The organism is Parabacteroides sp. PM6-13 (genome assembly GCF_029892605.1).
GTDB lineage: Bacteria > Bacteroidota > Bacteroidia > Bacteroidales > Tannerellaceae > QVMG01.
In genome coordinates this window covers 1-25108 of the sequence record NZ_JARXWF010000014.1, presented here as the reverse complement: position 1 = coordinate 25108, position 25108 = coordinate 1, and the positions used below count along the sequence as shown (strand labels likewise).

24 protein-coding genes are annotated in these 25108 nt (G+C 35.6%); 20 read left to right on the top strand and 4 right to left on the bottom strand.

Going from position 1 to position 25108, the window contains the following annotated elements; translation table 11 throughout:
• The first annotated feature begins 114 nt into the window (after positions 1-114).
• From M2134_RS12880 to M2134_RS12835, 10 genes are all read left to right on the top strand, one after another.
• A complete protein-coding gene (locus M2134_RS12880; RefSeq protein ID WP_280752239.1) occupies positions 115-1017 on the top strand; it encodes a helix-turn-helix domain-containing protein in 903 nt (300 codons plus the stop codon).
• Positions 1014-2147, top strand: a complete 1134-nt coding sequence (locus M2134_RS12875) for a site-specific integrase (RefSeq protein WP_280752238.1) — start codon at positions 1014-1016, stop codon at positions 2145-2147. The genes M2134_RS12880 and M2134_RS12875 overlap by 4 nt, the downstream gene beginning before the upstream one ends.
• Positions 2144-3127 (top strand): RhuM family protein, encoded by a 984-nt coding sequence (rhuM, locus tag M2134_RS12870; RefSeq protein ID WP_280752237.1) that lies wholly within the window; start codon positions 2144-2146, stop codon positions 3125-3127. Before M2134_RS12875 ends, rhuM begins: the two co-directional genes overlap by 4 nt.
• A 2-nt stretch (positions 3128-3129) precedes the next feature.
• On the top strand, positions 3130-3729 hold the full coding sequence (locus M2134_RS12865) for a hypothetical protein (RefSeq protein ID WP_280752236.1): 600 nt from the start codon (positions 3130-3132) through the stop codon (positions 3727-3729).
• 89 nt (positions 3730-3818) lie between these two features.
• Positions 3819-4187 carry a helix-turn-helix domain-containing protein gene (locus M2134_RS12860; RefSeq protein WP_280752235.1) on the top strand — a complete coding sequence of 123 codons (369 nt, stop codon included), beginning with the start codon at positions 3819-3821 and terminating at the stop codon, positions 4185-4187.
• A 7-nt stretch (positions 4188-4194) separates the two neighbouring features.
• The gene (locus M2134_RS12855; RefSeq protein WP_280752234.1) at positions 4195-5577 is read left to right on the top strand and encodes a DUF3987 domain-containing protein; all 1383 of its coding nucleotides are present in this window, start codon (positions 4195-4197) and stop codon (positions 5575-5577) included.
• Positions 5578-5802: 225 nt separating this feature from the next.
• Entirely contained in the window at positions 5803-6834 is a 1032-nt protein-coding gene (locus M2134_RS12850; RefSeq protein WP_280752233.1) for a DUF6371 domain-containing protein, read from the top strand.
• Positions 6835-6956: 122 nt separating this feature from the next.
• Complete coding sequence (gene mobC, locus M2134_RS12845) at positions 6957-7334, top strand: plasmid mobilization relaxosome protein MobC (RefSeq protein ID WP_280752232.1); 378 nt, start codon at positions 6957-6959, stop codon at positions 7332-7334.
• On the top strand, positions 7300-8220 hold the full coding sequence (locus M2134_RS12840; protein ID WP_280752231.1) for a relaxase/mobilization nuclease domain-containing protein: 921 nt from the start codon (positions 7300-7302) through the stop codon (positions 8218-8220). The genes mobC and M2134_RS12840 overlap by 35 nt, the downstream gene beginning before the upstream one ends.
• A 12-nt stretch (positions 8221-8232) precedes the next feature.
• Positions 8233-8625, top strand: coding sequence for a hypothetical protein (locus M2134_RS12835; protein ID WP_280752230.1), 393 nt, complete (start codon positions 8233-8235; stop codon positions 8623-8625).
• A gap of 419 nt (positions 8626-9044) precedes the next feature.
• Here M2134_RS12835 and M2134_RS12830 read toward each other — a convergent pair whose 3' ends face one another.
• The 4 genes from M2134_RS12830 to M2134_RS12815 all read right to left on the bottom strand — a co-directional run bounded on the left by M2134_RS12830 (position 9045) and on the right by M2134_RS12815 (position 10608).
• Positions 9045-9218 carry a hypothetical protein gene (locus M2134_RS12830; protein WP_280752229.1) on the bottom strand — a complete coding sequence of 58 codons (174 nt, stop codon included), beginning with the start codon at positions 9216-9218 and terminating at the stop codon, positions 9045-9047.
• A gap of 84 nt (positions 9219-9302) precedes the next feature.
• Positions 9303-9749: a beta-barrel fold lipoprotein gene (locus M2134_RS12825; protein ID WP_280752228.1), complete on the bottom strand. Its 447-nt coding sequence runs from the start codon at positions 9747-9749 to the stop codon at positions 9303-9305.
• A gap of 33 nt (positions 9750-9782) precedes the next feature.
• Positions 9783-10184 carry a DUF1896 family protein gene (locus M2134_RS12820; protein WP_280752227.1) on the bottom strand — a complete coding sequence of 134 codons (402 nt, stop codon included), beginning with the start codon at positions 10182-10184 and terminating at the stop codon, positions 9783-9785.
• Positions 10185-10227: 43 nt separating this feature from the next.
• Positions 10228-10608: a hypothetical protein gene (locus M2134_RS12815; RefSeq protein WP_280752226.1), complete on the bottom strand. Its 381-nt coding sequence runs from the start codon at positions 10606-10608 to the stop codon at positions 10228-10230.
• Between the two features lie 338 nt (positions 10609-10946).
• Between M2134_RS12815 and M2134_RS12810 the strand changes: the two genes are divergently transcribed.
• The 10 genes from M2134_RS12810 (at position 10947) to M2134_RS12765 (ending at position 24883) form a co-directional block, all read left to right on the top strand.
• Positions 10947-11153 (top strand): helix-turn-helix transcriptional regulator, encoded by a 207-nt coding sequence (locus tag M2134_RS12810; protein ID WP_280752225.1) that lies wholly within the window; start codon positions 10947-10949, stop codon positions 11151-11153.
• 144 nt (positions 11154-11297) lie between these two features.
• Positions 11298-12458 carry a DNA cytosine methyltransferase gene (locus M2134_RS12805; RefSeq protein WP_280752224.1) on the top strand — a complete coding sequence of 387 codons (1161 nt, stop codon included), beginning with the start codon at positions 11298-11300 and terminating at the stop codon, positions 12456-12458.
• Entirely contained in the window at positions 12442-13626 is a 1185-nt protein-coding gene (locus M2134_RS12800) for a DNA cytosine methyltransferase (protein ID WP_280752223.1), read from the top strand. Before M2134_RS12805 ends, M2134_RS12800 begins: the two co-directional genes overlap by 17 nt.
• Complete coding sequence (locus M2134_RS12795) at positions 13619-15256, top strand: AAA family ATPase (protein WP_280752222.1); 1638 nt, start codon at positions 13619-13621, stop codon at positions 15254-15256. Before M2134_RS12800 ends, M2134_RS12795 begins: the two co-directional genes overlap by 8 nt.
• Positions 15257-15265: 9 nt before the next feature.
• Positions 15266-17407, top strand: a complete 2142-nt coding sequence (locus tag M2134_RS12790; protein WP_280752221.1) for an LlaJI family restriction endonuclease — start codon at positions 15266-15268, stop codon at positions 17405-17407.
• Between the two features lie 2 nt (positions 17408-17409).
• Positions 17410-19218: an ATP-binding protein gene (locus M2134_RS12785; RefSeq protein ID WP_280752220.1), complete on the top strand. Its 1809-nt coding sequence runs from the start codon at positions 17410-17412 to the stop codon at positions 19216-19218.
• Positions 19219-19221: 3 nt separating this feature from the next.
• Positions 19222-19638, top strand: coding sequence for a phosphohydrolase (locus tag M2134_RS12780; RefSeq protein ID WP_280752219.1), 417 nt, complete (start codon positions 19222-19224; stop codon positions 19636-19638).
• Between the two features lie 15 nt (positions 19639-19653).
• The gene (locus tag M2134_RS12775; protein WP_280752218.1) at positions 19654-20685 is read left to right on the top strand and encodes a Fic family protein; all 1032 of its coding nucleotides are present in this window, start codon (positions 19654-19656) and stop codon (positions 20683-20685) included.
• 224 nt (positions 20686-20909) lie between these two features.
• Positions 20910-22688 carry a DUF262 domain-containing protein gene (locus M2134_RS12770; protein WP_280752217.1) on the top strand — a complete coding sequence of 593 codons (1779 nt, stop codon included), beginning with the start codon at positions 20910-20912 and terminating at the stop codon, positions 22686-22688.
• Positions 22689-22693: 5 nt separating this feature from the next.
• A complete protein-coding gene (locus M2134_RS12765) occupies positions 22694-24883 on the top strand; it encodes a DUF262 domain-containing protein (protein ID WP_280752216.1) in 2190 nt (729 codons plus the stop codon).
• Positions 24884-25108 lie beyond the last annotated feature (225 nt).

Below are 25108 nucleotides of genomic sequence, written 5' to 3'. Positions count from 1 at the left end.
TCCTATTTTTGTATCGTAAATGTACCGATACTTAAAAGTAGTCATTTTTATTAATTTAGATAATGGAGTATTGATACATAATGATACGTAATAATACGCATTGATACGGAAATTATGGAGAGAAAAATACAAATAGAAAAGATTTGTACATTCTGTGGTAATAGCTTTATTGCTCAGAAAACAACAACTGCTTATTGTTCTCAGGTTTGCGCTGCTAAAGCCTACAAGCATCGAAAAAGAGAAGAGCGAATAAGGCAAGCCACTTCTATGACTAAACAGATAAGAGAGGATAAGGCTGTAGACGAAAGGATATTTTCTAGACCTTTTCTTTCTCCAAGCGAATGTGCTGTATTATTAGGAGTAAGCAGATCGACTATTTATAGGTATCTAAAAAATAATGAACTAAAATGTGTTCAATTCTCCGGTAGAACCAAGATTCGGAGAAGTGATATTGATAGGTTATTTGATGTTCCTACTCCATACAGAGCTCGTCCGGTTTTAGCAAATAAGCCCATTACAGAGGTTTATACCATTGAAGAAATCAAAGAAAAATATCAAGTGAAAGAAGCACGGATCTTTAAGGTGGTAAAAGACAATGTAATCCCGAAGATACTAAAAAGAGGTAAAAGCTATTTCAGTAAATACCACGTAGATAAAGCTTTTGCCTACAAAAAGGTTGATGAATCAATTACGGAATGGTACTCCGTAGCAGATATTCAAGAAAGATTCAATATGACCACTAACGCAGTATACACATTTGTGTATGACAATTCTATCCCTAAGAAGCGTATCGGAAGAAATACCTTTTATTCGCAAAGAGACGTAGACAAAGCAAAAGGATTAGAAACCGGAATAGAGTACTATTCCGTACAAGAAGCGATGAAGAGGTACAATCTAACCAGAGATATGATATATCACTATATCAAAGCTTACAAGATTTCAAAAGTGAAAGACGGCAGATATATCAAGATACAGAAAGACGAATTGGATAAACTATTTGAAAACATTATATTATGAATACAGGAAGAATCAGAGTACACTTACGAGAAAGAGATACCAAGAAAGGAATATCTCTTTATTTAGATTTTTATCCCGGAATCCGTGATCCTAAAACTAACAAAATAAAGCGAAGAGAGTCTTTAGGAATATACCTATATAAAAAACCGAAAAACGAACGGGAAAAAGAATTCAACAAAGAAGCGAGAGCACATGCAGAAGCTATAAGGGATAAATATTCACTGGCTTTATTTTGTGAAGACAGCGATATCTACGACAAATCTAAACTTAAAGCAGACTTCCTATCCTATTTCTACAGTGTTGCAAAAGAAAAGGGGGACAAATGGACTTCAGTATATTTCTATTTTGATCGTTTCATGAACAGTAAATGTTCCTTCGGAGAAATTGATGAAAATTTGTGCGAGAGGTTTCGAGACTATTTAACTAATACTTATCAATTAAAAAATAATAACACTAAGCTATCAATTAATTCAGCAGCAGCCTACTATCGTCTGTTTCGTTCTTTGTTAAAACGAGCATATAAGGAAAAGTGGTTGAAAACCAACTTGAATGATTTTATAGACGGTATAAAAGAGAAGAGTACACACAGAGAATATCTTACATTGGAAGAACTAAGAAAATTAGCAGAGACTCCATGCAAACATTCTATCTTAAGAAACGCAGCAATATTCGCAGCTTTAACTGGGCTAAGGCGGAGCGATATACTATCCATAAAATGGAAACACATACAGCCTTCTGCTTTTGAGGAAGGAGGGTATGATATTCGAAAAAACATTCTCAAAGTTAATAAAGATGAAACTTTACCGTTAAATCCTGAAGCATTAGACTTTTGCGGAGATCGAAAAGGTGATGAAGATCTAATTTTCAAAGGATTGAAAAAAGCATGGATGGACAAGCCCTTTAAAGCTTGGGTTAAATCGACTGGGATAAATAGAAATATTACATTCCACAGCCTACGGCACACAAACGCAACTTTATTGTTAGCATCTGGTGTACAATTATCAGTAATACGAGATATGCTGACACACAGCAAAATTCAAACAACTGAAATTTATGCTAAGACAAACAGTATTGATAAACGAAATGCATCAAAAATAATTTCATTAAAAAGAGAGGAAAAAGTATCATGAAAACAGGAGAAATAATTTTATATAAAACATCCGATGGAAGTGCTAATATCGAAGTAAAGCTTGAAGATAATACGGTTTGGCTGAATCAATACCAAATGGAGGATTTATTTGAAACAGATAGAACATCTATAAATCGGCATATTAAGAATATCTACAAGACCAAGGAGTTGGAAGAGAATGCAACTTGTGCAAAAATTGCACAAGTTCAGACGGAAGGAAACCGTAAGGTAACTCGTAATATCACTTACTATAATTTAGATCTGATTATTTCGGTCGGATATAGGGTTAACTCGAAACGAGGAACCCAGTTCCGGATTTGGGCAAACAACATACTGAAAGAGTATTTAGTAAAGGGTTATATTGTTAATGAGAAGATTAAATCTCAACAGTATAATGACCTAAAACAAACCGTCAAGTTGTTATCCAATGTGATTCAGAATAAAGAACTGTCTGCTGATGAAGCAATAGGATTGCTACAAGTGATAACGGACTATACTTATGCTCTTGACACATTAGATAGGTATGATTACCAAGAGTTAGCGGTAGAACAAACAACTCAACAAGAATCATTTCGGGCAACATACGACAATGCCAAAGATGCAATTCAAATTCTGTATAACAAATTCGGTGGCAGTCCTTTGTTTGGAAATGAAAAGGATGAATCCTTCAAAAGTTCCATCAATACGATCTATCAGACGTTTGATGGCAAGGAATTATATCCAAGCGTGGAAGAGAAAGCAGCGATGCTACTGTATCTCGTTACAAAAAACCATTCATTTAGTGACGGGAACAAACGTATTGCAGCATTTTTGTTTTTATGGTTTCTGGAGAAAAACGGAATTCTTTATAAAGCGGACGGAGGTAAGCTTATAGAGAACAATACCTTGGTGGCATTAACGCTTATGATTGCTGAGAGCCGGACAGAAGAGAAAGATGCGATAGTGAAAGTGGTTATAAACTTAATAAATAAAAACAATTGATAATGAAGCATTTAGTGAAATATACGATAATTGGTATTATGGTAACATTGTTGGTTTACGTCATTTATACTCATAGCCAGTTCACACCTATATTAATCGCCATTGGATTTGTAATACTGTGTGTTGAATATCTATATATCAAACTACAAAAAAGCAAAGAAGACCATTGGGCCAAATTTATCAACGAATTGGAAAAGAATAGGGGGAATGCAAAGTGGATAGAAAAGAAAGAAAAAGAACTCAAGTTAAAGGTATCTTCCGATTTTGTTAACAAGAAACTATACATGCTCCAGCTTGATGAAATAAACATAGCTAAGTGTGATATGAAAAACAATAATAGAGAACATGGTAATTTGACTCTAAAAATAGACAAAATTGAGTTCATTAGGCTAGTGAATATTCTATGCGAAGCTAAAATATTTAAAAACAACAAGAAAGATGTTATGTTAAGAATGGGAGAATTGGTTGGAGATGACTATGCTTCTTATCAGAATAACCTTAATTCAGGAAATAACACCTCCAAAGAGACTCAAAAGAAAATACTAGACAAACTATCTGATGCATTTGAGAATCTATATAACAAGAAAAATGAGAAAATATAACATTTTACACTATACTATAGCTATACTATAAGGACAGACTGCTTAATACCAATCACCTTTGCACTGTAAACAATTAAAATCAATTATTTATGAGTGTAGAAACAATTACCTATGACACACTTCCTAAAGCTGTAAATCAGCTTATAGAGCAAGTTGCAGAGATTAAAACAGCAGTTGAGAAACTTCTTCCGATGGAAAAACGAACACCAATCGGAATTGATGATGCATGTCAAATCCTTCAAAAAGCGAAACCAACCGTTTACGCCCTTGTCAGAACAGGTTCCCTGCCGTGTTATAAATCGGGGAAAAAGCTATACTTCTATGAAGATGAGCTCCTAAAGTATATAGAGCAGGGGCGAAAGAAAACAACAGAAGAGATAGAAGAAGAAATCAATCAAGCATTTTATTCTCCTAATTCGAAACGTCCAACTTATCAAAGTAAATACTCTAAAAAATAATTGGGTTATGGACGAAAACAAAATCACGGCAGAAGGCATTATCGATGATGCGCTTCAATGCAGAGAGAAACTATACGGCTCGGAGTTTCCAATCCATGCATTACCCAAACAGCTACGAGAGATTATCCATGCCACAAGCGAACGGCTCAATTATCCACCGGATTATATAGCAATGGCTCTCTGTTATGTCATTTCAACTTTGACAGGAAATACCCATGTTGCCAAGTTGAAAGAAGGATGGAGTGAGCGATGCATCCTCTATTTGGCTTTTCTCGGTCGCCCGGGAACGAATAAATCACATCCTTTATATTTTGCATTGCGCCCACTACTCGATTCAGATGCCAATAATGCGCTAAAATTCAAGAAAGAGTATAAGGAATACGAAGAAATCCTATCTTATTCCCGGAAAGAGCGAGAAGAAAGAGGACTTGATTTGCCGGAAGAACCAACCTTGAAAAAGTTTGTAGTTTCGGATATCACCCCGGAATCGTTAGCATTTCTACATGAGAACAACAAGAGAGATATCTCTCTCTATATGGATGAGTTAGCAGCCTGGGTTCGTAATTTCAATCGTTATTCCAAGGGATCTGAAGAACAATTCTGGCTCTCTGTATTTTCCTGTAAACCGATCATATTAGATAGACGTGGAGCGAAAAACTCAGTTTCAGTAAAACATTCCTTCATCAATGTAATTGGCACCATTCAACATGGAGTGTTAAAGGAACTGGCAAAAGGAGAGCGTAGTCAGAATGGTTTTTTAGACCGAATACTTTTTGTCATACCAAGCAACCTTGAAAAACGCTATTGGAGCGAGGATGAGTTGTCAACTCATGTAATTCCATACTGGAACGGTCTTGTTCAAAAATTGATTGATATTGATTTTGTGACTGATGAAACAGGCGATCCAATCCCACGAGAACTAAGTTTCAAGCCGGATGCAAAGAAGAAGATCTATGAGTGGCAACGAACAAACACCGATCAGTGCAACCAAGAAAAAGACGAGATTATGATGGGTATATACTCCAAAATGGAAATATATGCTATACGTTTCTGTTTGATATTACAAATGGCACGTTGGCTGTGTGGAGAAGCCGATAAGGATTACATTGACTTAAAAAGCGTAGAAGGAGCTATTGAGATGATTGAATACTTCAAAAGAACGGCAAAAAAGGTCCAGTATATTATCAGTTCCTCCGATCTTCTGGAGAAAATGGACATGGAGAAACAAAAACTCTATGATGCCCTTCCGTATGAATTCGCTACCAAAGACGGTATAAGAGTTGCTGCCAGCCTCTCTATTCCCGAAAATACATTCAAGAAAATAGTAGGGAAATGGAATGGAAATCTACTAGAGAATTTCAAATACGGATACTATCGAAAACTGTACTAGTGGCACACTGTCAACTCTGTCAATTCTAACAGTTATCATACTGATAATCAATCAACAAACTGTGCATAAATTTGGAATTCTGAATACACACTTTTGGGTTTTTTCGTCGAAGTGTGCATCCAAAAATCCACTTTTCAGGTACACTTTTCAGGGGTTAACTAATTGATAATCAATGGTCGTTCAGCCAGTGTGTACAAAGTTGACAGTGTGCCAAAGGAGGGAAAAATGAATTATCGATTTCACTTAGAAAAATACAAAACTCCGAGCTCAAGACATACCTGTCCGGCATGTGGACAGAAGCGAATTTTTGTTCGCTATATTGATTCGGAAGGCTCTATCAAGTTCCCTAATTATGTTGGTAGATGTAATAGGGAGCAGAAATGTGGTTATCATTATACACCCAAACAATATTTCATAGACAATCCGACAGAAAAAGAAGAGTGGAATGCGTTACCGATTCTTCAAAAACAAGTCAGAGAGAACGTAGAGCCGGATTATTTAGATCAAGCTTTGCTAAACAAAAGCTTAAAGCATTATGATGCAAATAATCTATTCCTATTCTTTCAATCTAAATTCGGTTGTGGTGTGTCAGAACAACTATTCAGGAAGTATCGAGTAGGAACAGCCAATCATTGGAATGGATCAACCGTATTTTGGCAAATCGATCAACAAGATAGAATTCGTACTGGGAAAATCATGCTGTATGAGCCTCTGACTGGGAAAAGAGTTAAGAACCCTCACAGTCATATCACTTGGGTACATTCATTGCTAAAACAGGAGAATTATCAGTTGAAACAATGCTTTTTCGGAGAACATTTATTGCATGAGAATAAAAGCTCTCCCATAGCAATTGTCGAAAGTGAAAAGACAGCTTTAATAGCTTCAATTTACATTCCGCAATATCTTTGGATTGCTACCGGAGGTAAAAACGGTTGTCTCACTAAAGATAATATGGTCGTACTGAAAAATCGCAAAGTTGTTTTGTTTCCTGACTTGGGGGCAAGAGAGTACTGGAATACGAAAAGTCTACAAATGTTAGACCTTGGCATTAATTCAATCGTCTCCGATTATTTGGAAAGCAGGGCTTCCAAGGAAGAAATAGAGGAAGGATATGATATTGCAGATTTTCTATTACAGAAGAAGACCAAACAAATGAGTTTACATGAATTTGTTGCTAAAAATCCACAGTTGCAACAACTCATAGACACATTCCAGTTGGAACCAGTCCGTGATAAATATCATTTCCCTAATGTTTAATGGCATAATAGTGGGTGATGGGGTGTTGAAAGAAAATCATTTATGATTTTCGGGTAGCAAGTTTATGTTTCGGGTAGCCGAAACTTGCCTAATCCCGTTGGTCTCACGATAAAATCAAATATATGAAAGAGCAAAATAAGGGCGGAAGACCCCGCAAAGAATTAAATCAAAAAAGAAAATACCAGGTTAATGTAAAGCTGATGACGGGAGAGTATTATTTTTTGAAATCCCTTGCAAAAAGTGCAGCATTGCCAATAAACGACTATGTCAGGCAATGCATAAAATCAAGTTCAGTGATGCCACGTATAACACCTGAAGAGAATGATTTGATACGGAAACTCATAGGCATGGCCAACAATCTTAATCAAATAGCAAAAAAAGCGAATCAGGCAGGATATAACACAATTCGCACAGAATACCTTTTCCTGGCTGACAGTATTGACGATTTAATAGATACTATAAGGAATGATAGCAAAAATAACAACCGGCAACAATTTTAATGGTGTGGTTAAGTACATCATTGATACAAACAAGCAAGCAGAAATTATAGATAGTGTCGGTGTTCGCCTTAAAGACATAAACAGTATTATTTCAAGCTTTACAACACAACAAGGATTGAGTCCTGGAATATCTAAGCCTGTTTATCACATCTCATTGGATTTTTCTTCTAAAGATACGGACGAACTCACTAACGAGAGAATGAGCGAGATAGCCCGTGATTATCTTGAAAGAATGGGAATCAGAAATACACAGTTTATCGCAGTGAGGCATTATGACAAGAACCACCCTCACATCCATCTTTGTATCAATCGAATTGATAATGACGGTAATCTAATCAGTACTAAAAACGATCGCTATAAGAGTGAGAAGGTTTGTAAAGCTATTACCCGAGAGTATGAGCTTTATTTTTCTTCCGGTAAAGAAAAGGTAAATCGTCATCGATTAAAGGGAGCGGATAAAGCAAAATATGAAATAAATGATGCCATCAAGTCCGTACTTGAGCATTGCTGCTCATGGAAAGAATTTATTCAACAATTGGAACAACAGGGAATAAAGACACAATTCAAGTTCAAGGGGCAATCATCCACAATAGAGGGAGTATCATTCTCGAAAGATGGTTTCAGTTTCTCCGGTTCAAAGATTGACCGCCAATTTAGTTTTTCTAAGTTAGACCAAGCAATACAAAATCAGCGATTGGCAGATCATGACAGTCAATTGTATTTCAATGGAAGGAAAACAACAGTTCAGCAAAGCTATTCCTGCGATGAGAGAGTACCTCCAAAGCAAAATTATACCCATTCTATCATGCATGCAGGCTATGGAATTAGTGGTGGTGGAGGCTCCGATGATGACCCCAATAAAAAGAAACGAAAAAGACATTTCTAAAACAGTACAGATATGAATAATAAAGAATTTAATGCCATCGCTTTAATGCTCGAAGAGATCATGCTGCTATTAAAAGCAAATGAAGACAAGAACAATCCGGAACAAAAACCTATGCCCAGTTTTGACATGAGCGCAGTTCATGCGGAAATAAAGAAGACATTAGCCAGTATACACACAGGAATCCGGGTAACGAATGATTCGCAAAAAATCATAATCAATATGCTGAAAAAATGTGAGACGGATAGAAAAGTTGAGGAAAAATCTATTGGTAAAAGTAGAATACGATTCTACTTTATTGTTTTTCTTATAGCCATTTCGCTCTCCTTCGGGATCAGTTGCTGCCTACAGCAGAAGACAATAAGCAAATTAGAACGGATTGTCGAGAACAGATATTTGAGCAAATAGTTATTTGTATAAATACGTATCTACACATTTACATATTTGCGCAGATACGTATTTATGGTCCTGCTATTTTATTATCGTTTTTTCGTCATGGGTGTAAATTATAGTATCTTTTTGCGCCCAATGCATACATACAACGAAGATTGCTATCAGTCCTATAACTATTTCCTTGATGTAATAGCCAGCAACACATATTACGGTTATGACAATAAATCCTTTCAACAACAACCAGAAAGCCCTTGTTCTTTGTCCTGACACAAAGTGCCTGTAAATACTCCTGATCCACTTAAAAGTAAAGCGAATAATCTTGTAGGCAAGATAGCCAATCACAAAAACGATGAATATAATGTGTAATGTTTCTAACATGGCAATGTGCATTTATATAAATACGCAGATGTGTATTTGCGCAAATAAACTATTAGTCATAGACGAATGCTGGCTATTTTGTTATTTCCGGCATCTTTGTTTTCCTGATAGAGAACAAGGGTATACATTTTCCCATTCTTCCTCTTGATGACAATAGTCTTGCCTGATTCAACAAGATCAAGATATTCATTTATGCTACGAGCAAACTGTGTAGCTGATATTATTTCCATATCGCTGGATTTATTTGAGTTGTGTAAGTTAAGGCAACGCCTAATGTCGAATATATTGACTAAACTCTATAGGAATAATCATGGTCACCTTTCATTAGTAAACAGTTCAACCATTTCAGACATAGATGAAGATGTAAAAGTCTTCTCCCCTTTCAATTCATCAACGAGTTTATCATTGATGTATGCTTTGATAGAATAACTGCATGTTGTTCCTTCATCGATGCTAATCATAGTAAGCAGAACAAATAAATTATTCCCTTTGGCATCTGTACTGCAAACAACTTTCTTTACATTCTTTAGCTTATCATTTACAGAATAGAGAGTTCCTTTGTACTGCCCGTTACCATCGTAAAGTTTGGCATTACTGGCATCCTGAAAACCGACAGAAATATCTACTTCATCACTCCCGGACACTTCGACCACGATTTTATGTACTCCAATTGTTCCTACTGGATCGTTATCATCCGAACCGCCACAACCGGACAAAATCGCCATACACAATGCTGCTACAACTAAAAATTTACTTTTCATAAGAATATGTTATTGAGTTTGATATATAAACAATTACGCAAAGAAGCAGACTAACCTCTCTTTCAATTTGACTTCATCTTCAACTTCTTCAAAGTTACCACTACATTGAGCAAATAAGCCCTTCGCTTTATAGTAGATATCCAAGGCTTTATCTGTATCAAGGATTCCTCTTTTTTCTTCTTCGTATGTCTCTTGAATGAATGAAACTGGAGAGAACTCAAGTCCTTCATAAAGAACTACATTGGCTTCTTCCATCGCCAGGTAATGAGGTTCGCCTCTGGATGAACTTTGTAAATAAGCACTATGAGCTAAGTTTGCTCGTTTAACGATAAATTCTCTGACATCATCATCCTTAAGCATTTGTGGCTGATAATCGTTCAAATAAGAGAATAGTCTCTTTTGAAAAAAATCAAGAAGATTCAGTTCGTTTTCCATATATATTTATTTACTGTTTTAATCCTGTTTGCTTCATGCCTGCCTACAGGTAACCATTCCATGCTAGTTTGAGAATTTGCTTTGGATAACTCTCGAAGTCAAATAGATTAATTGGATCACATTTCGCTTTGGTTTCCACTCCAAGTTCAAGTCCAATGAGAATTTGAAACAGTCCGAACATTGCAGCAGCATTAAGAGAGGAAAGTTCGACTTTCTTCCCTAATGTTTCGTTATAGGTTTCTATCGCATGTAGAAAAATCAGGAAAAAGCTTATACTAGTATCACTTTTGCTGTAAACATCAACGTCTTCAGAAGTATGCCAATACTCCAAAAGATGTTTGGGTATTTCTGTGGTGTTTGCATTGATATTGTTAGTTATGTAGTCAATGCTTTCCTGGTGGAGTTGTTTTGATGTTTGCTTCATTTTGCCAGTTTTGTGCATTCACAAAACCACAAAAAGAAGACGTGGTACTCACCAAGTCCGAACTGGAGGTACTGGTATACCCGAGAAACGAAACAAGGCAAGCCCACGCCTATACGGCATGAGCATTGCACAGTTTCCTCGTTTCTCTCAAATTACCAGTTTTCCAGCTCGAGGTTTATGTGAACGCTATGTTAATATGTCTTTGCGGAATAATCCGCTTATTTTCTGTATACAAAGATACGCTAATCTGTCTAAACAAAAAAGAGAAGTCATTTTTATAGCATATTTTTCGCTATATTTGTGTGCGTAATTTATATGTTTCACTGAAAAACAATCCAATGGAACTAAATAGAATAAAAGAAGTACTTGACGAAAAAGGAATTAAGCAAACGTGGTTAGCTGAAAAGCTTGGCAAAAGTTTCAGTTCTATAAATGCATATGCTTGTAACCGGCAGCAACCAAGTTTGGAGGTTTTGCACCAGATTGCAGAAATTTTAGGAGTAACTGCGTCAGAACTATTAATAAACAAAATTAAAAAAAAATGATATGGCTTTAAAAATACCAATATTATCTTTCTTTGCTAGAGGGGGATTTAGATTTTGAACAAGCTGGTTTTATGTAGTATGGTCTAATGAAGTTTCATTAATTTACAAATCAAGCTTAAGCTTTACATTAGAAAAGGAATAATGATGATTCAACAAAATACAGAAAACAATATAGATAATAGTAGTTTGTCTTGGATGGAACGAGAGTTTGCTTTCCCCAAAAGAGTTATTCGATTGGGAACCACGTTCAGTGGAATTGGGTCTATAGAGTATGCATTTAAGCGATTAGAACTGAATACACAAATACAGTTTGCTGGAGATATTGATGCTAACTGTAAAAAAACTTATTTTGCCAATTTTGACATACAAGAAGACAGGTGGCACACAGATATTCAAAACTTCGATGCTAGACCATTTCGTAATAAAATTGACTTATTAGTAGGAGGAGCCCCATGCCAAGCGTTCTCAATTGTCGGTAATCAACTAGGTTTCGAAGATACAAGAGGAACTTTATTCCATGAATTTGCTAGAGTAGTAAAAGAGTGCAAACCAAAACTGTTTATCTTCGAGAACGTTCAAGGCTTATTTAACCATGATAATGGAAAAACTTGGCAAGTTATTTATAATACTTTCAAAGACTATTGTGGATATGATGTTCATTTCCAGCTACTCAATGCTCGAGACTATGGCATTCCTCAAAATCGTGAGCGGTTATATTGTATTGGCTTTAGAAAAAAAACGCAATTCAAATATCCAACTCCAATACTATTACGCTACAAAATGTATGATTTCTTGGAAGATTATATTAACACTCCTTTTTTCAATAAAGAAAACAATGTCAAGGTCATAACACCAACAATCAGTAGAATAAATGCCATAGCGAACAAAAGCATCACCCCTGTTTCTAATGAGTTTATATTTCAGGTAAAAGAAGTCGAAGACAAGTACTATTTATCAGAAAAGGTTGCAAAATATGTGCTTGCAGGAGGTACTAAAAAATTTAAGACTTCGACAAAAACAGATCTTGATGTAGCTCGTCCCCTATTGCAAAGTATGCATAAAATGCATAGAGCAGGAGTGGATAATTATGTGACATTCCGAAAAGAAAAAGGAATTAATGGAATCAGAAAACTAACTCCTCGTGAATGTATGCGTTTAATGGGTTTTCGAGATGATTTTAAAATTGTAGTATCAAATACAGCAGCCTATATGGAAGCTGGTAATAGCATAGTTGTAGATGTCCTAATTGCTATATTAAAGCAATTGGATATTACACAATATGGAATAGATGAAAATGAAAAATAAAATGCAAAACATACAAAACACAAAAGCCAATATAGATGCTTCAGAATCCGATTGGACTAAGAAATCTTTCTGCTATTCTAAACACACTATTCGCCTTGGGACTTCGTTTAGTGGAATAGGAGCAATTGAGCATGCTTTCGAAAGGCTTGGACTTAACTATGAAATACAATTTGCGGGTGATATTGACAAAGATTGTAAACAATCCTATTTGGCCAACTATGAGATTGATGAAAGTAGATGGCATAATGACATTCATAATTTCGATGCAAAACCATATAAAGGCAAAATAGATTTATTCGTCGGGGGTGCTCCATGTCAAGCATTTTCCATAAGAGGGAAACGAGGCGGATTTGAAGACACTAGAGGGACTCTGTTTAGTGAATTTGCTAGAGTAGTTATTGAATGCCAACCAAAAGTGTTTATTTTCGAAAACGTCAAAGGGATGCTAAGTCATGATAAAGGGAATACATGGAAGACCATCAAAAAGACATTTGAGACAGATTGTGGCTATGATGTCTACTACCAAATCTTGAATGGAAAAGATTATGGAATTCCTCAAAGTAGAGAACGTTTATTTTGTATTGGTTTTAGAAAAAAAACAAATTTCAAATTCCCTAAACCAATACAGCTTACAACCACAATGTATGATTATTTGGATCGCAATATAGATGACAAGTTATTTCTAAAAACTAAAGGTGTCAATTTTGTTACACGATCGATTAACCGTCAAAAAAGTTATACTCAAATAAACGGAAATATTATGTTATGTCAAAAACGCAATCAGCAATTTAATTGGCATGGCGATTTCGTATTCCATCCTTTAGGCACGCATGACAACACCATGACGAAATACATTGACTACATTTTCAACGTGAATGATTATGAGGAAAATTATTATGTACAGAAAAATATAGGGAAATATTGTTTAATTAAAAAAAATGATAATCTCGCAATGGCGCCAAATACAATTCATTATAATAATTCAAAAGGATTTTATCGTAAACTTTCTCCTAGAGAATGTTTACGCCTAATGGGATTTGATGACAGTTTTAAAATTGTAACATCAAATACAGCTTGCTATAAACAAGCCGGAAATAGCATTATAGTCAATATACTTATTGCTCTATTAAAACAGATGGATATAACTAAAATTGCATACAATGGCTGATATATTATGTCGATGGAGAAACCCGTCTCCACAAACTGTTTGTGAACTAGTTTCAATATTGCCACACAAATCTATGTCTTCTAATGACTTTCGACTTGAAATGGATGAAGATTTTTTTCGAACACCATACCAATTAGCTTGTCAATTAGGACTTTATTTTGAGGATAAAGACAAAGATTCTTATACCCCTAGATTTGAACACGATATAGCGGAAAGTGAAGCTACTTCATACTTGGAAATGTGGATTCATAGATATTATGTTCCTAATCCATATACAAAGAGTCTAAGAACTCTTGACCACCCAATCTACCTTATTGAAGCATTAGTAAAAAAACTAGAGGAACATGGAGGCTCTTATAATCTTAAGGCATCTCTAGACGAAATATTTTCTGACGAGATGGGAAATCTTGATATTGTACGGAATACAATAAATAAATACTCTCAAATAATAACAGTTGATAATGATAACACAGCCAAATTAAACAATAATTACAAAATAATTATGAAACAAATCTATAATAGGAATGATAAAAAAGCATTCTTTGATAACTTTAGTATAAGCGACATGGAGGTATCTAACCTTTCTAAGCAGATCATATATTATGGAGCTCCTGGAACAGGTAAATCACATGAGATAAAAACTCGGATTAAGGCCGAAAAAGCGTCTCATACTAGAACAACTTTTCATCCAGATAGCGATTATTCCACTTTCGTTGGAGCTTATAAACCAACAATGGAGAAAACAGGAGTGATAAGCAATGGGAAAGAAGAAACAAAGATATCATACAGATTTGTTCCTCAATCGTTTATGCAGGCATATATTAAGGCCTGGAAAAATTACCCAAGCCCTCAATACTTGATAATTGAAGAAATTAATCGTGGTAATTGTGCTCAAATATTTGGTGATTTATTCCAACTATTAGATCGTAACGGGCTTGGTTTTTCAGATTATCCTATTGTTGCAGACAATGACTTAAGCAAGTTTATAAAGGATGAGCTTGCAAGAGATGGGGCTTCATTAAATGATGCTCAAAAAGAGGATATCAACAATATGTATCAAGGAGAATATGATAATGTTGTAAAAGAGGTGCTTAATGGAAACCTCCTATTACTTCCTTCAAATTTATATATATATGCCACAATGAATACAAGCGACCAGTCGTTGTTTCCTATTGATTCTGCTTTCAAGCGCCGTTGGGATTGGCAATATACCCCTATTACTCAAGGGATTGACCACAATGGAGATTCTCTTAAATGGAAAATCGAAGTAAATGGTGAAGAAAGAGATTGGTGGGAATTCTTACAGGCAATAAACAAGAAAATTGGTTCTACCACTGACTCTGAAGATAAAAAATTAGGCTATTTCTTCATAAAAGCACAAAATGGCATTATTAGAGCAGAAACCTTTGTTGCAAAAGTTATCTTCTACTTGTGGAATGATGTTTTCAAAGATTATGGTTTTGATGACAAGATATTCTTAAATGAGAAGGGAGAAACACTATCATTTCCTTGTTTTTATGAAGATTGTGAATTAGGGAAGAAAGTAAATGAAAAACGTATTGCAAAATTTATAGATAACGTATTAGAAACGAATAAAAAAGAATCTGACATAGAAACTGTCTCACAGTAAGCCGAAAATATGAGAGTAATCATTGAGGGATATCCTTATGATGCAGCCAACGTAGAAGAAGCCCTTTGGGGATTGAGTCCTCTTCGTAATATAGAACAAAAGGTTAGCGTCAATTATGTGGGTTATTACTATAATCCTCAGCTGAAGGATTGTGTTTTTATCTTACCTAAAGTATTGATGGATGAAAAAGATTTGGTGTTCTCTCATCTCGATCCTACGTCCATAATAAATATTGACAAGGCAGAAGGATTAACTTACGAGGAGCGCAGTTTTATCTATGAGTTCGCAGTATGGATATATCGAGCTATTTCAGTATACAACAAGAATAATGAACAGAATGACATTGTATATCAACGTCTTGTTGCACAGATGGGAAGTGGGAAACAAAGAAAGAGTAATACGTTTCTAGATATTCTTTTGTCCTTGTTGCGGTTTAATAGAGAAAATCAAGATTTTTTCATGACTGTCCTTAAGAATATCCACTCTGGATTCAATAAGATAAATTGGAATAGAACAATATCCCATTCTTCAGCTGTCATCCAAGATAATGAACCGTTTTATCTAAACCCGGTAAATAAAAAAAAGCAGATTAACTTTGATGAAGAGTTACTTGTTATTTACTTCTCAATCCTCAACTATATCAAAGACACTTATGGATTTCCGGTATCAATTAACGTAGGATTTCAACTCATAAAGGGCAAGCAATTCGAACATTATCTAAAAAAATTTGGAAAAATTCGATTAAAGCAAATAAAATACAAATACTTTTCTGATAAAGCATTGCGAATATGGGAATTATGCTATGCTTTTTTTGAACGGGCACATCAGATTAGCATTGTAACAGAACAGCAGGAATATCTATTAGTTAAGAATTTTAATATCGTATTTGAGGCAATAATTGATGAGCTAATCGGTGATAGTAGAGATAAAATACCTAAAGGGTTGAAAGATCAGTATGATGGTAAGCGAGTTGATCATATATACCCCTATCAAAGTCTTACCACAAATGAAGACAGCCAATCAATTTATTACATTGGCGATAGCAAATATTACAAGTTAGGGAATAACATAGGACAGGAATCAGTTTATAAACAATATACATACGCCAAAAATGTTATTCAGTGGAATCTAAATCTCTTTATCAATGAAGACGTCGATGACAAGAAATTGCTTTATGATAAGAATCATTTTGGTAATATTCCTAAGCTAAGAGACGATGTTACAGAAGGCTATAATGTGATTCCAAACTTTTTTATCAGTGCTAGGATGGATGAAAATCTATCGTTTGCCGATAATATATATCGAACTAATCGTTCGCAACAATCATTTAATTCTCAGCAATTCAAAAATCGTTTATTTGATAGAGATACGTTACTGGTATTGCACTATGATGTAAATTTCCTTTATGTCGTTTCTCTTTACGCTCGTCAAAACGAACACCAAAAGTCTTTATGGAAAGGGAAAGTAAGAAGTATGTTCCGTTCCGAAATTCAAGAAATACTGCAAGAGCAATATGACTTTTATGCCATGAGCGCTCATCCTAATGTTTCTGCTGAGAATTACATGAAAGAGCACTTTCAAGATGTGTTAGGCAAGGTTTATACTCCATATTCAGATAAGAATATTTTCTCCTTAGCTTTGGATAAAAAAGACCCGGAAGGGAATAATGAGCAATTATTGGGAGAATTACGGAGATATTTCTTTGTTGAAGAATGTGCTATTGGTGAAAATCCGAGTTCTGTTTTAGAAAAAACAGTTTTCCAAAGCATAGAGGGACGATCCTCTATTGTCCCAACTAATGAAAAAAACGTCCTTACAGGTCTTGTTCGTAAAAGCGATGATGACTATAATGTTTTTTGTATCCATCAAGCAAAAAATTATACGATGCAAAAAATTCCGTCAGTTAACCTACTTGATGTTAAATACTTCTTACCCATGGTCGGTGGAAGCATTGACGGCTTATACAAAATTGAAAAACTATCTTTTGGATCATATAAGGATACAGAAAGCAATGCACAGCCATGTTTGAAACTTAAGTTAGGAGAATATGTGAATTTTGGAAATTCTTGGGAATCTATTTATCGTATAAAAATGCAGCCGGGGGAAGTCATCTCTGTAGCTGATACTCTTAAATTATATACACAGAAATAATAATGAAATTAAAAACCATACACATAAGAAATTTCAGATGCTTCAAAGATGAAGTTTCTATAGAATTTGATAATATCACAACTATTATAGGAAAAAATGATATAGGAAAATCGACTATACTTGAAGCTCTTGAGATCTTTTTCAATAATGACACGGTGAAAATAGAGCCCAATGATGCAAGTATATCTTCAAGCTTAAAGCAAGTAACTATTACGTGTGATTTTATTGATATTCCGCCAGTCGTTACTTTGGATTCCGGTTCTGAGACCTCTCTGTCTAACGAATATCTTTTATATTCTGATAATCTATTAAGAGTGAAAAAGGTGTTTGATTGTGGTAAGTCGAAACCTTCATCAGAAGTTTATATTGTGGCGAATCATCCAACAGCAAAAGGATATGACAATCTATTAGAATTAAAAGAGAAAGACCTTCAGAAAATTATAAAAGATAATGCTTTGGATGTTACGCTCAAAGGGAATCCTAAAATGCGGGCTGCGATTTGGAATGCTTGTAGCGATTTGAATTTTTCTATAGTTGAAATCCCAGTAAATAAGACAAAAGAGGATGCAAAAGCTATTTGGGATAAAATAGACTCATATCTACCCATTTTTGCACTTTTTCAAAGTGATCGGAGTAGTCATGATTCTGACGGAGAGGTTCAAAATCCGATGAAAGCAGCAATTGCAGAAGCTATTTCAGAAGCTCAAAAAGAAATAGAAGATATTCAAGAAAAGGTGAGGGCAAAAGCTTTAGATATCGCAAATCAAACACACAAAGCGCTGGAAGAGATAGATTCTTCTTTGGCTGGCAAAATCACTCCGAGCTTCACTAGTCCTACGGCATCTAAATGGGGTGGGTTATTTTCCATTTCAATGGAAACAGATGAAGGAATCGCATTAAATAAAAGAGGTAGCGGTGTTCGAAGAATGATACTCGTCAGTTTTTTTAAAGCAGAAGCAGAAAGAAAAATTACATCTTCTAATAAGAAGAGTATTATCTATGCAATTGAAGAACCAGAGACCGCTCAACATCCAAATAATCAGCGAATTTTGATCAAATCTTTCTTAGACTTGTCTCAAAATCCCCAATGTCAAGTAATTCTTACAACTCATAGCCCTGAATTAGCAAAAGAACTACCGGTTGATAGTATTCGGTTTGTTGATAGAGATAACGATGATAATCCTGCGATAAAAAAAGGAGATGATGTTTTACTAGAAGTCGCAAATACCCTCGGGGTTTTTGCAGACAAAAGAATTCAAGCATTAGTTTGTGTTGAAGGTCCCACGGATGTAATTGCATTAAATAATTTTTGCAGATGTTTAAGAGAGAAGGATCCATCCATTATAGACATTGAAAATGATGAAAGAATAGCTCTAATACCTCTAGGAGGTAGTATCCTAAAGCAATGGGTAGAGCTGCATTATCTTAGAAAATTAAACTGTCCAGAAATTCACATCTATGATAACGATGTGGCGACTTATCAACATACTATCGATGCCGTCAATAGTAGAGGAGATGGTTCATGGGGAACGCTAACAAAAAAACGAGAGATTGAAAATTATCTCCATACTGATGCTATAAAAGAAATTTATGCTGTAGATATTGATACTAATTTAGATGAAGTCCCCAAATTGTTTGGAAAAGCCTACTCTACTTCACGAGGTTTAGATGGAAATTTGAAAGATAATACTTCAAAGAAATATCTTTGTAAAGTATTCAATGAAGCTATGAACTATGATCGTCTTATGGAAAGAGACACAACAGGAGAGATTAACAGTTGGTTTGAAAAAATTAAATCAATCTTACATTAAGAAATGCTGCAGAAAGCCATACAAATAGCGATTAAGGCTCACGAAAGTCAATTCGACAAATATGACATACCTTATGTAGGTCATATTATGCGAGTAATGGAAGCTGGAAAAACTGATGATGAAAAGATCGTTGGAGTTCTTCATGACATCGTAGAAGATACCGATTGGACTTTCGAGAAACTAGAAGAGGAAGGATTTGCTACATATATAATTGATGCAATACGATGTTTAACTAAGACATCAGAAGATGAGCCTTATGAAGAATTCATAAAACGGGTTCAGACAAATCCTTTGGCTGTGCGAGTGAAAATTAATGATTTAGCAGACAATATGGATATACGAAGACTTTCTGCTATTTCAGAGAAAGATGTTGAGCGTTTAAGAAAGTATCACAAAGCATATAAAAGACTAACCTTATAAGCAAATAAATATCGCATGAAGAAGACTAATAAAGAGCAACTTCTCCAACTAATTTATGAATACAATCAATTAGGAATTGGACAGCAGATAGACCATGATAAGTTCTATCTATACTCCCTCATTACACATTCTACTGCCATAGAAGGTTCTACGGTAACGGAAGTAGAAAACCAGTTACTCTTTGATGAAGGTATTTCGGCTAAAGGGCGGACGATTGGCGAGCAGATGATGAACCTTGATTTGAAAACGGCTTATGAGCATAGTATGACATTGGCAAAGCAACATACTGATTTCACTATAGATATGCTCAAATCACTTTCTGCCATTGTGATGAAGAATACTGGTAGCGTTTATAACACATTGCAAGGTTCGTTCGATTCCTCAAAAGGTGACCTTCGCTTAGTCAATGTAACAGCAGGAACAGGCGGTAGTTCTTATATGAATTACCTAAAAGTTCCAGCTCGGTTGGGAGAGTTTTGCCAACAAATGAACGCTCGTCTAAATGCCCTATTGCAAAGCGACGATATGATAGAAAAGTATCTATTAAGTTTTGATGCTCACTATTTACTCGTGACTATTCATCCGTGGGTAGATGGTAATGGCAGGATGTCTCGCCTTGTAATGAATCATTTGCAATTTGAACTTGATCTTATTCCTTCCAAGGTAGAGAAAGAGAATAAAGCGGAATATATACAGGCATTGATTGATTCTCGAGAACAGGAATCATTAGAACCGTTTCGTGAATTTATGTTGGCTGAGCATATCCGCAATTTGCGCAAAGAGATAGAAGCTTATAAGAAATCAAATGAGTTTGATCCGTTAAAAGTGACAAGTGAACCTCAAGAACCCCAAGGTGAACCTCAAGGGAAAGCAATAGAACAGATTATACTTGATGAGATTCGGAAAAATAGTAAAATTACAAGGGAAGAATTGGTAGAAATTACCCATACTAGCCTAAGTACCATTAAGCGTAGACTTAAGAAGATGAGTGACAAGGTGGTCTTTATTGGTAGTGGATATAGCGGGCATTGGGAGATAAAAGAATGAAAAGAAGTAGATTATATAGGCAACAATAAAAGATACCAATTAAAACTTACTAAAAAGTTAGTGAAATGATATTGATAGAAGACATAACAAGTGCTCAAATCGAACTAATATTAACAATAGTTGCCGCTGTATGCACTTTTTTACACCGAACTGATTTAAACTTTGGTCGTACAATAAATAAACATAAAGAATTACAAGTATAAACTATAATATCCCAAATACATATGGACAAACTGGAATTAATCCCTGTTACACATCTGTTGAATAAAAACTTTTTTATTCCTGCCTATCAAAGAGGATACCGTTGGAAAGAAAGACAGGTTCTCGACCTGCTCGAAGACATCCTCGAGTTTTATAAAAAAGATAAAGAAAAAGGAGAGTTTTACTGCCTCCAACCAGTCGTTGTAACCCTGAATTCAGAGGGAGAGTACGAGGTTATCGATGGTCAGCAACGCCTTACAACACTGTATATATTATTATCGTATCTTGAAGAAGCGCGGAAAATAATATTTAACGCCAGTGAAAAATTTACCCTCTCATACGAAACAAGGGAAAAGGGAGAATTGAGTAGCAAAGAATTTCTGGAAAACATACTCCACACCACAGAAGTAAACAACAGGAATATCGACTTCTACCACATGAGCAAGGCGTACCTCACAATCAAAAAATGGTTTGAAGACAACACTATCAACAAATCAGATATACTCAATGTCCTACTAAAAGCAGATTCCCGCAAAGATGCTGAAACTGGCATTGAGACAGACACTGCAAATAACATAAGGTTTATCTGGTACCAACTGGAATACGAAGACGAAAACCAGGCAAAGAATACATTCACCCGCATCAACATGGGGAAAATACCTCTAAACAATGCCGAACTGATAAAAGCCCTCTTCTTTATAAATGGAAGCCACCACGAAAAAGAAAAGGAAAAGCACCAGCAGAAACTTGCTTACGAATGGGACAAAATAGAAAATACCCTGCAAAACGAAAACTTTTGGTTTTTTCTCAACAAGTCGCATAGTTCGGAAGCTACCAAGATAGAATTTATATTCGACCTTATAGCTGCAAAATATAAAGACAGGGTAAAAATCAACATCAATAAGTCAATAGATAAGCTCTACACTTTCTATGTATTCAACGAATTGATAAGTAAGGAGATAGTCACAAAAGAAAATCTCTGGGAAGAAGTAAAAACACATTTTAGAACCTTTGAAGAATGGTATAACGACAACAACTACTACCATCTTATAGGTTACCTGATACAGACCGGTAAGGCAATAGAGGATATAAAATTACTGTCGGATAATGCCACTAAATCACAATTCAGAAAAGAATTAACCACACACATAAAAACCGATATAGAAAATAAGCTAAAAAAAGAAAAGATAACAAAGCCGGTAGAACTTACCTACAACGAAAATTACAACCTAGTCACGGATATACTCCTTCTATTCAATGTAATATCAACAATGAACAGCGGGTATTCCAGGTTCCCCTTCGAAAGATACGTAACCGAAAAGTGGAGCCTTGAACATATCCATGCGCAAAATTCGGAAGACCTCCGTACTGATGCACAGCGAAAAGCATTACTCAATGAGCAACAGGTATTTTTCAAATCAATAAACGATGAGGATATTACCACCCGGATAAACCAGCTGCTTAGCCAAAACACTATAGATACAGCAGAATTTGCAAACCTGCAAGAAGAAATTTTCAGAAAATTTACTGGAGATGAAGATACAGGAGTACACTCCATAGATAACCTTGCGCTTCTGACAGGTAAAAACAACTCAACGCTCAATAACAATGTCTTCCCGATAAAAAGGGATAAAATTATTCAGCTGGACGAAAAGGGAGCATTCATACCACTTTGCACAAAAAACGTTTTCTTGAAATACTACAGCAAAGACGTAACTCAGAATGCAACCTGGACGGCAAACGATCGGAGAGAGTACCTAAACGAGATTGAAAATGTATTAACAAACTTTTTACCCCAATAATGCAGATGAAAACAAAATATACTTTCTGGGAACTTATAAATACATATAAGATTGAAATACCCAAAATACAGCGCGACTATGCTCAGGGACGTAATGAACCGGCTATAAATAAAATAGCGTCCGATTTTCTCGATGACCTTATTGACTCCATACAAAACAACGATGAACTCAACCTCGACTTTGTGTACGGTAAAATAGAGAACGATTTACTCATTCCGCTCGACGGCCAGCAGCGCCTCACCACCCTTTTCCTGCTCCATTGGTATATAGCACTGAAAGAAAACAGGCTGGATGGTGCCACAAAGCAAACACTTGTACGGTTTACCTACGAAACAAGAATAAGTTCGCACGACTTTTGTGCAAGGCTGGTGGCAGATGCCATCCAGTACAATACCGTGACTGATAAAATCAGCACTGAAATTACGGACAGTAAATGGTACTTCCTTTCATGGAAAACAGACCCTACTGTTGCCGCCATGCTTAATATGCTTGACCTCATCCACACTAAGCTCAAAGACATTGACCAGCCCTTGTTCGACAATCTTGTAAACAGCCCAAACATTACTTTTAGCTTTTTACCCCTCGATAAGTTCAAACTTACCGACGAACTGTATATCAAGATGAATGCTCGTGGGCTCCCACTCACCGAATTTGAAAACTTCAAAGCGAAATTCTCAGTGTACCTCACGGATATCAGGGAAAAATCAAAACTGGATAACGACTGGCTCGATATTTTTTGGAATATGGAGAAAAACGGGGATACACCTGTCAGCACCGAAAACGTAGACAAGCGATTCTTTAACTTCTTCAAAAACATCACACTCAATTTTTACGTAGAACAGCACGAAATCGATAAAAACCTGATCGACAACTACGATCTCTTTGACATATACACATCAGTATATCAACAGCAGGAGTATGTAGACAGAATTGTACAGATACTCGACGGTCTTACAAGCTACGATGATAGCAACTATGTTTTTAGGAAGTTCTTATCATCCAAATTAGATTATGCGGACAGGTTGCACTTCTATTCACTTGGATTCTTTTTTACTATATTCGGTCAGTTAATCCCCGAAAACCAAGAACATTATGACCGCTGGATGAGAGTGACCAGTAATCTGATAAATAACACTCGTATCGAAAGCCCCAAAGAGTATGAAAATGCAATTCGTTCCCTGCAGGAATTAAGCAAAAACATATCAGACATATACTCATACATAAGTATATCTCACGATACTATCAGATACTTTGCACGCTTGCAAAGAGACGAAGAATCACTCAAAGCTCGCCTTATCCTTGAAGACTCAAGATGGGAAAACCTGTTCATACAACTGGAGCAACATCCTTATTTCGATGGACAAATCGGCTTTGCACTGAAATACTCCCACAACGAAAACAGTGGATACAGTCAGCAATCTTTCGAAAATTACTCCCGTAAGCTCTCTGCATTATTTAGCGACCCATTTAAAGAAAACCACGACTTCCTGTTCCAGAGAGCCCTCCTTGTAAAAGGAGACTATCTGCCAAAGGTAGGCGATGGCGACAATTATACTTTCTGTATTTTTGAAGAAGCTTTGAGAACAAAGCTGGAAAACTGGAGAAAAGTTTTCAACGACAGTTCGTTAAGCTTTATTCTAAAAGAGTTGCTCGATGACATTGATCCAGATAATATATTCGGAAGTCTCTCAGCAATAATAGAAAACCACACTGTATCTGATTGGAGAAAAATAATAATCGAAAATCCAGAAGATATTGTGTATTGCTTGTACAGACAAATCCGTATGTATAGAGATGGAAAGATATTTTTACTTTCCAAGTCACAGATGAATGGAGCCCACAAAGAATTATTCAGTTGGGATCTATTTAGAAAAAAATATGAAGATAGTACATATCCACCATTCACCAATGGTATATGGTATTGGCCAAGTACCTCCTTTGACCCACCTTGCATGGTATTAGACACGTACAATTATTATGGAAGAGAATATGCAATTGACATTTACCATGAAACAAAGCACACATATAAATTAAGATTTTATGATAGAGAATGTAATAAACCTTCAGCCAAGATACAAGAAATGCTGGAGCAGCTAGGCTTTGACAAAGAAAACAGAATTCAATTACAGAAAAATGAGATAGAAGAGAAAATAATCGAAATATGTGAAGTGTTGAGTCAGTTGAAGAAGGGATAAGGTTCTGAAAGAATATTTAAGAGATAAAACAACAAGAATGAGAGAGCGAATAGACTACTTTGCGCCGGGAGATGGAGCTATACCTTTCGAATTAGAGAAAGCAGAATCTCTGATTGAATCCTTTAATGAAAATCACTACTAACCGACTAAAATTTTGAGTAAAGGGGCTTCCTCCTTTCGGATTCGCCCCTAATGTCGTAGATTTGTTGTACCACCAATAAATAA

Coding starts and splice junctions, on each gene's coding strand:
- M2134_RS12880 (WP_280752239.1), top strand. CDS start 115: ATGGAGAGAAAAATACAAATAGAAAAGATTTGTACATTCTGTGGTAAT.
- M2134_RS12875 (WP_280752238.1), top strand. CDS start 1,014: ATGAATACAGGAAGAATCAGAGTACACTTACGAGAAAGAGATACCAAG.
- rhuM (WP_280752237.1), top strand. CDS start 2,144: ATGAAAACAGGAGAAATAATTTTATATAAAACATCCGATGGAAGTGCT.
- M2134_RS12865 (WP_280752236.1), top strand. CDS start 3,130: ATGAAGCATTTAGTGAAATATACGATAATTGGTATTATGGTAACATTG.
- M2134_RS12860 (WP_280752235.1), top strand. CDS start 3,819: ATGAGTGTAGAAACAATTACCTATGACACACTTCCTAAAGCTGTAAAT.
- M2134_RS12855 (WP_280752234.1), top strand. CDS start 4,195: ATGGACGAAAACAAAATCACGGCAGAAGGCATTATCGATGATGCGCTT.
- M2134_RS12850 (WP_280752233.1), top strand. CDS start 5,803: ATGAATTATCGATTTCACTTAGAAAAATACAAAACTCCGAGCTCAAGA.
- mobC (WP_280752232.1), top strand. CDS start 6,957: ATGAAAGAGCAAAATAAGGGCGGAAGACCCCGCAAAGAATTAAATCAA.
- M2134_RS12840 (WP_280752231.1), top strand. CDS start 7,300: ATGATAGCAAAAATAACAACCGGCAACAATTTTAATGGTGTGGTTAAG.
- M2134_RS12835 (WP_280752230.1), top strand. CDS start 8,233: ATGAATAATAAAGAATTTAATGCCATCGCTTTAATGCTCGAAGAGATC.
- M2134_RS12830 (WP_280752229.1), bottom strand. CDS start 9,218: ATGGAAATAATATCAGCTACACAGTTTGCTCGTAGCATAAATGAATAT.
- M2134_RS12825 (WP_280752228.1), bottom strand. CDS start 9,749: ATGAAAAGTAAATTTTTAGTTGTAGCAGCATTGTGTATGGCGATTTTG.
- M2134_RS12820 (WP_280752227.1), bottom strand. CDS start 10,184: ATGGAAAACGAACTGAATCTTCTTGATTTTTTTCAAAAGAGACTATTC.
- M2134_RS12815 (WP_280752226.1), bottom strand. CDS start 10,608: ATGAAGCAAACATCAAAACAACTCCACCAGGAAAGCATTGACTACATA.
- M2134_RS12810 (WP_280752225.1), top strand. CDS start 10,947: ATGGAACTAAATAGAATAAAAGAAGTACTTGACGAAAAAGGAATTAAG.
- M2134_RS12805 (WP_280752224.1), top strand. CDS start 11,298: ATGATTCAACAAAATACAGAAAACAATATAGATAATAGTAGTTTGTCT.
- M2134_RS12800 (WP_280752223.1), top strand. CDS start 12,442: ATGAAAATGAAAAATAAAATGCAAAACATACAAAACACAAAAGCCAAT.
- M2134_RS12795 (WP_280752222.1), top strand. CDS start 13,619: ATGGCTGATATATTATGTCGATGGAGAAACCCGTCTCCACAAACTGTT.
- M2134_RS12790 (WP_280752221.1), top strand. CDS start 15,266: ATGAGAGTAATCATTGAGGGATATCCTTATGATGCAGCCAACGTAGAA.
- M2134_RS12785 (WP_280752220.1), top strand. CDS start 17,410: ATGAAATTAAAAACCATACACATAAGAAATTTCAGATGCTTCAAAGAT.
- M2134_RS12780 (WP_280752219.1), top strand. CDS start 19,222: ATGCTGCAGAAAGCCATACAAATAGCGATTAAGGCTCACGAAAGTCAA.
- M2134_RS12775 (WP_280752218.1), top strand. CDS start 19,654: ATGAAGAAGACTAATAAAGAGCAACTTCTCCAACTAATTTATGAATAC.
- M2134_RS12770 (WP_280752217.1), top strand. CDS start 20,910: ATGGACAAACTGGAATTAATCCCTGTTACACATCTGTTGAATAAAAAC.
- M2134_RS12765 (WP_280752216.1), top strand. CDS start 22,694: ATGAAAACAAAATATACTTTCTGGGAACTTATAAATACATATAAGATT.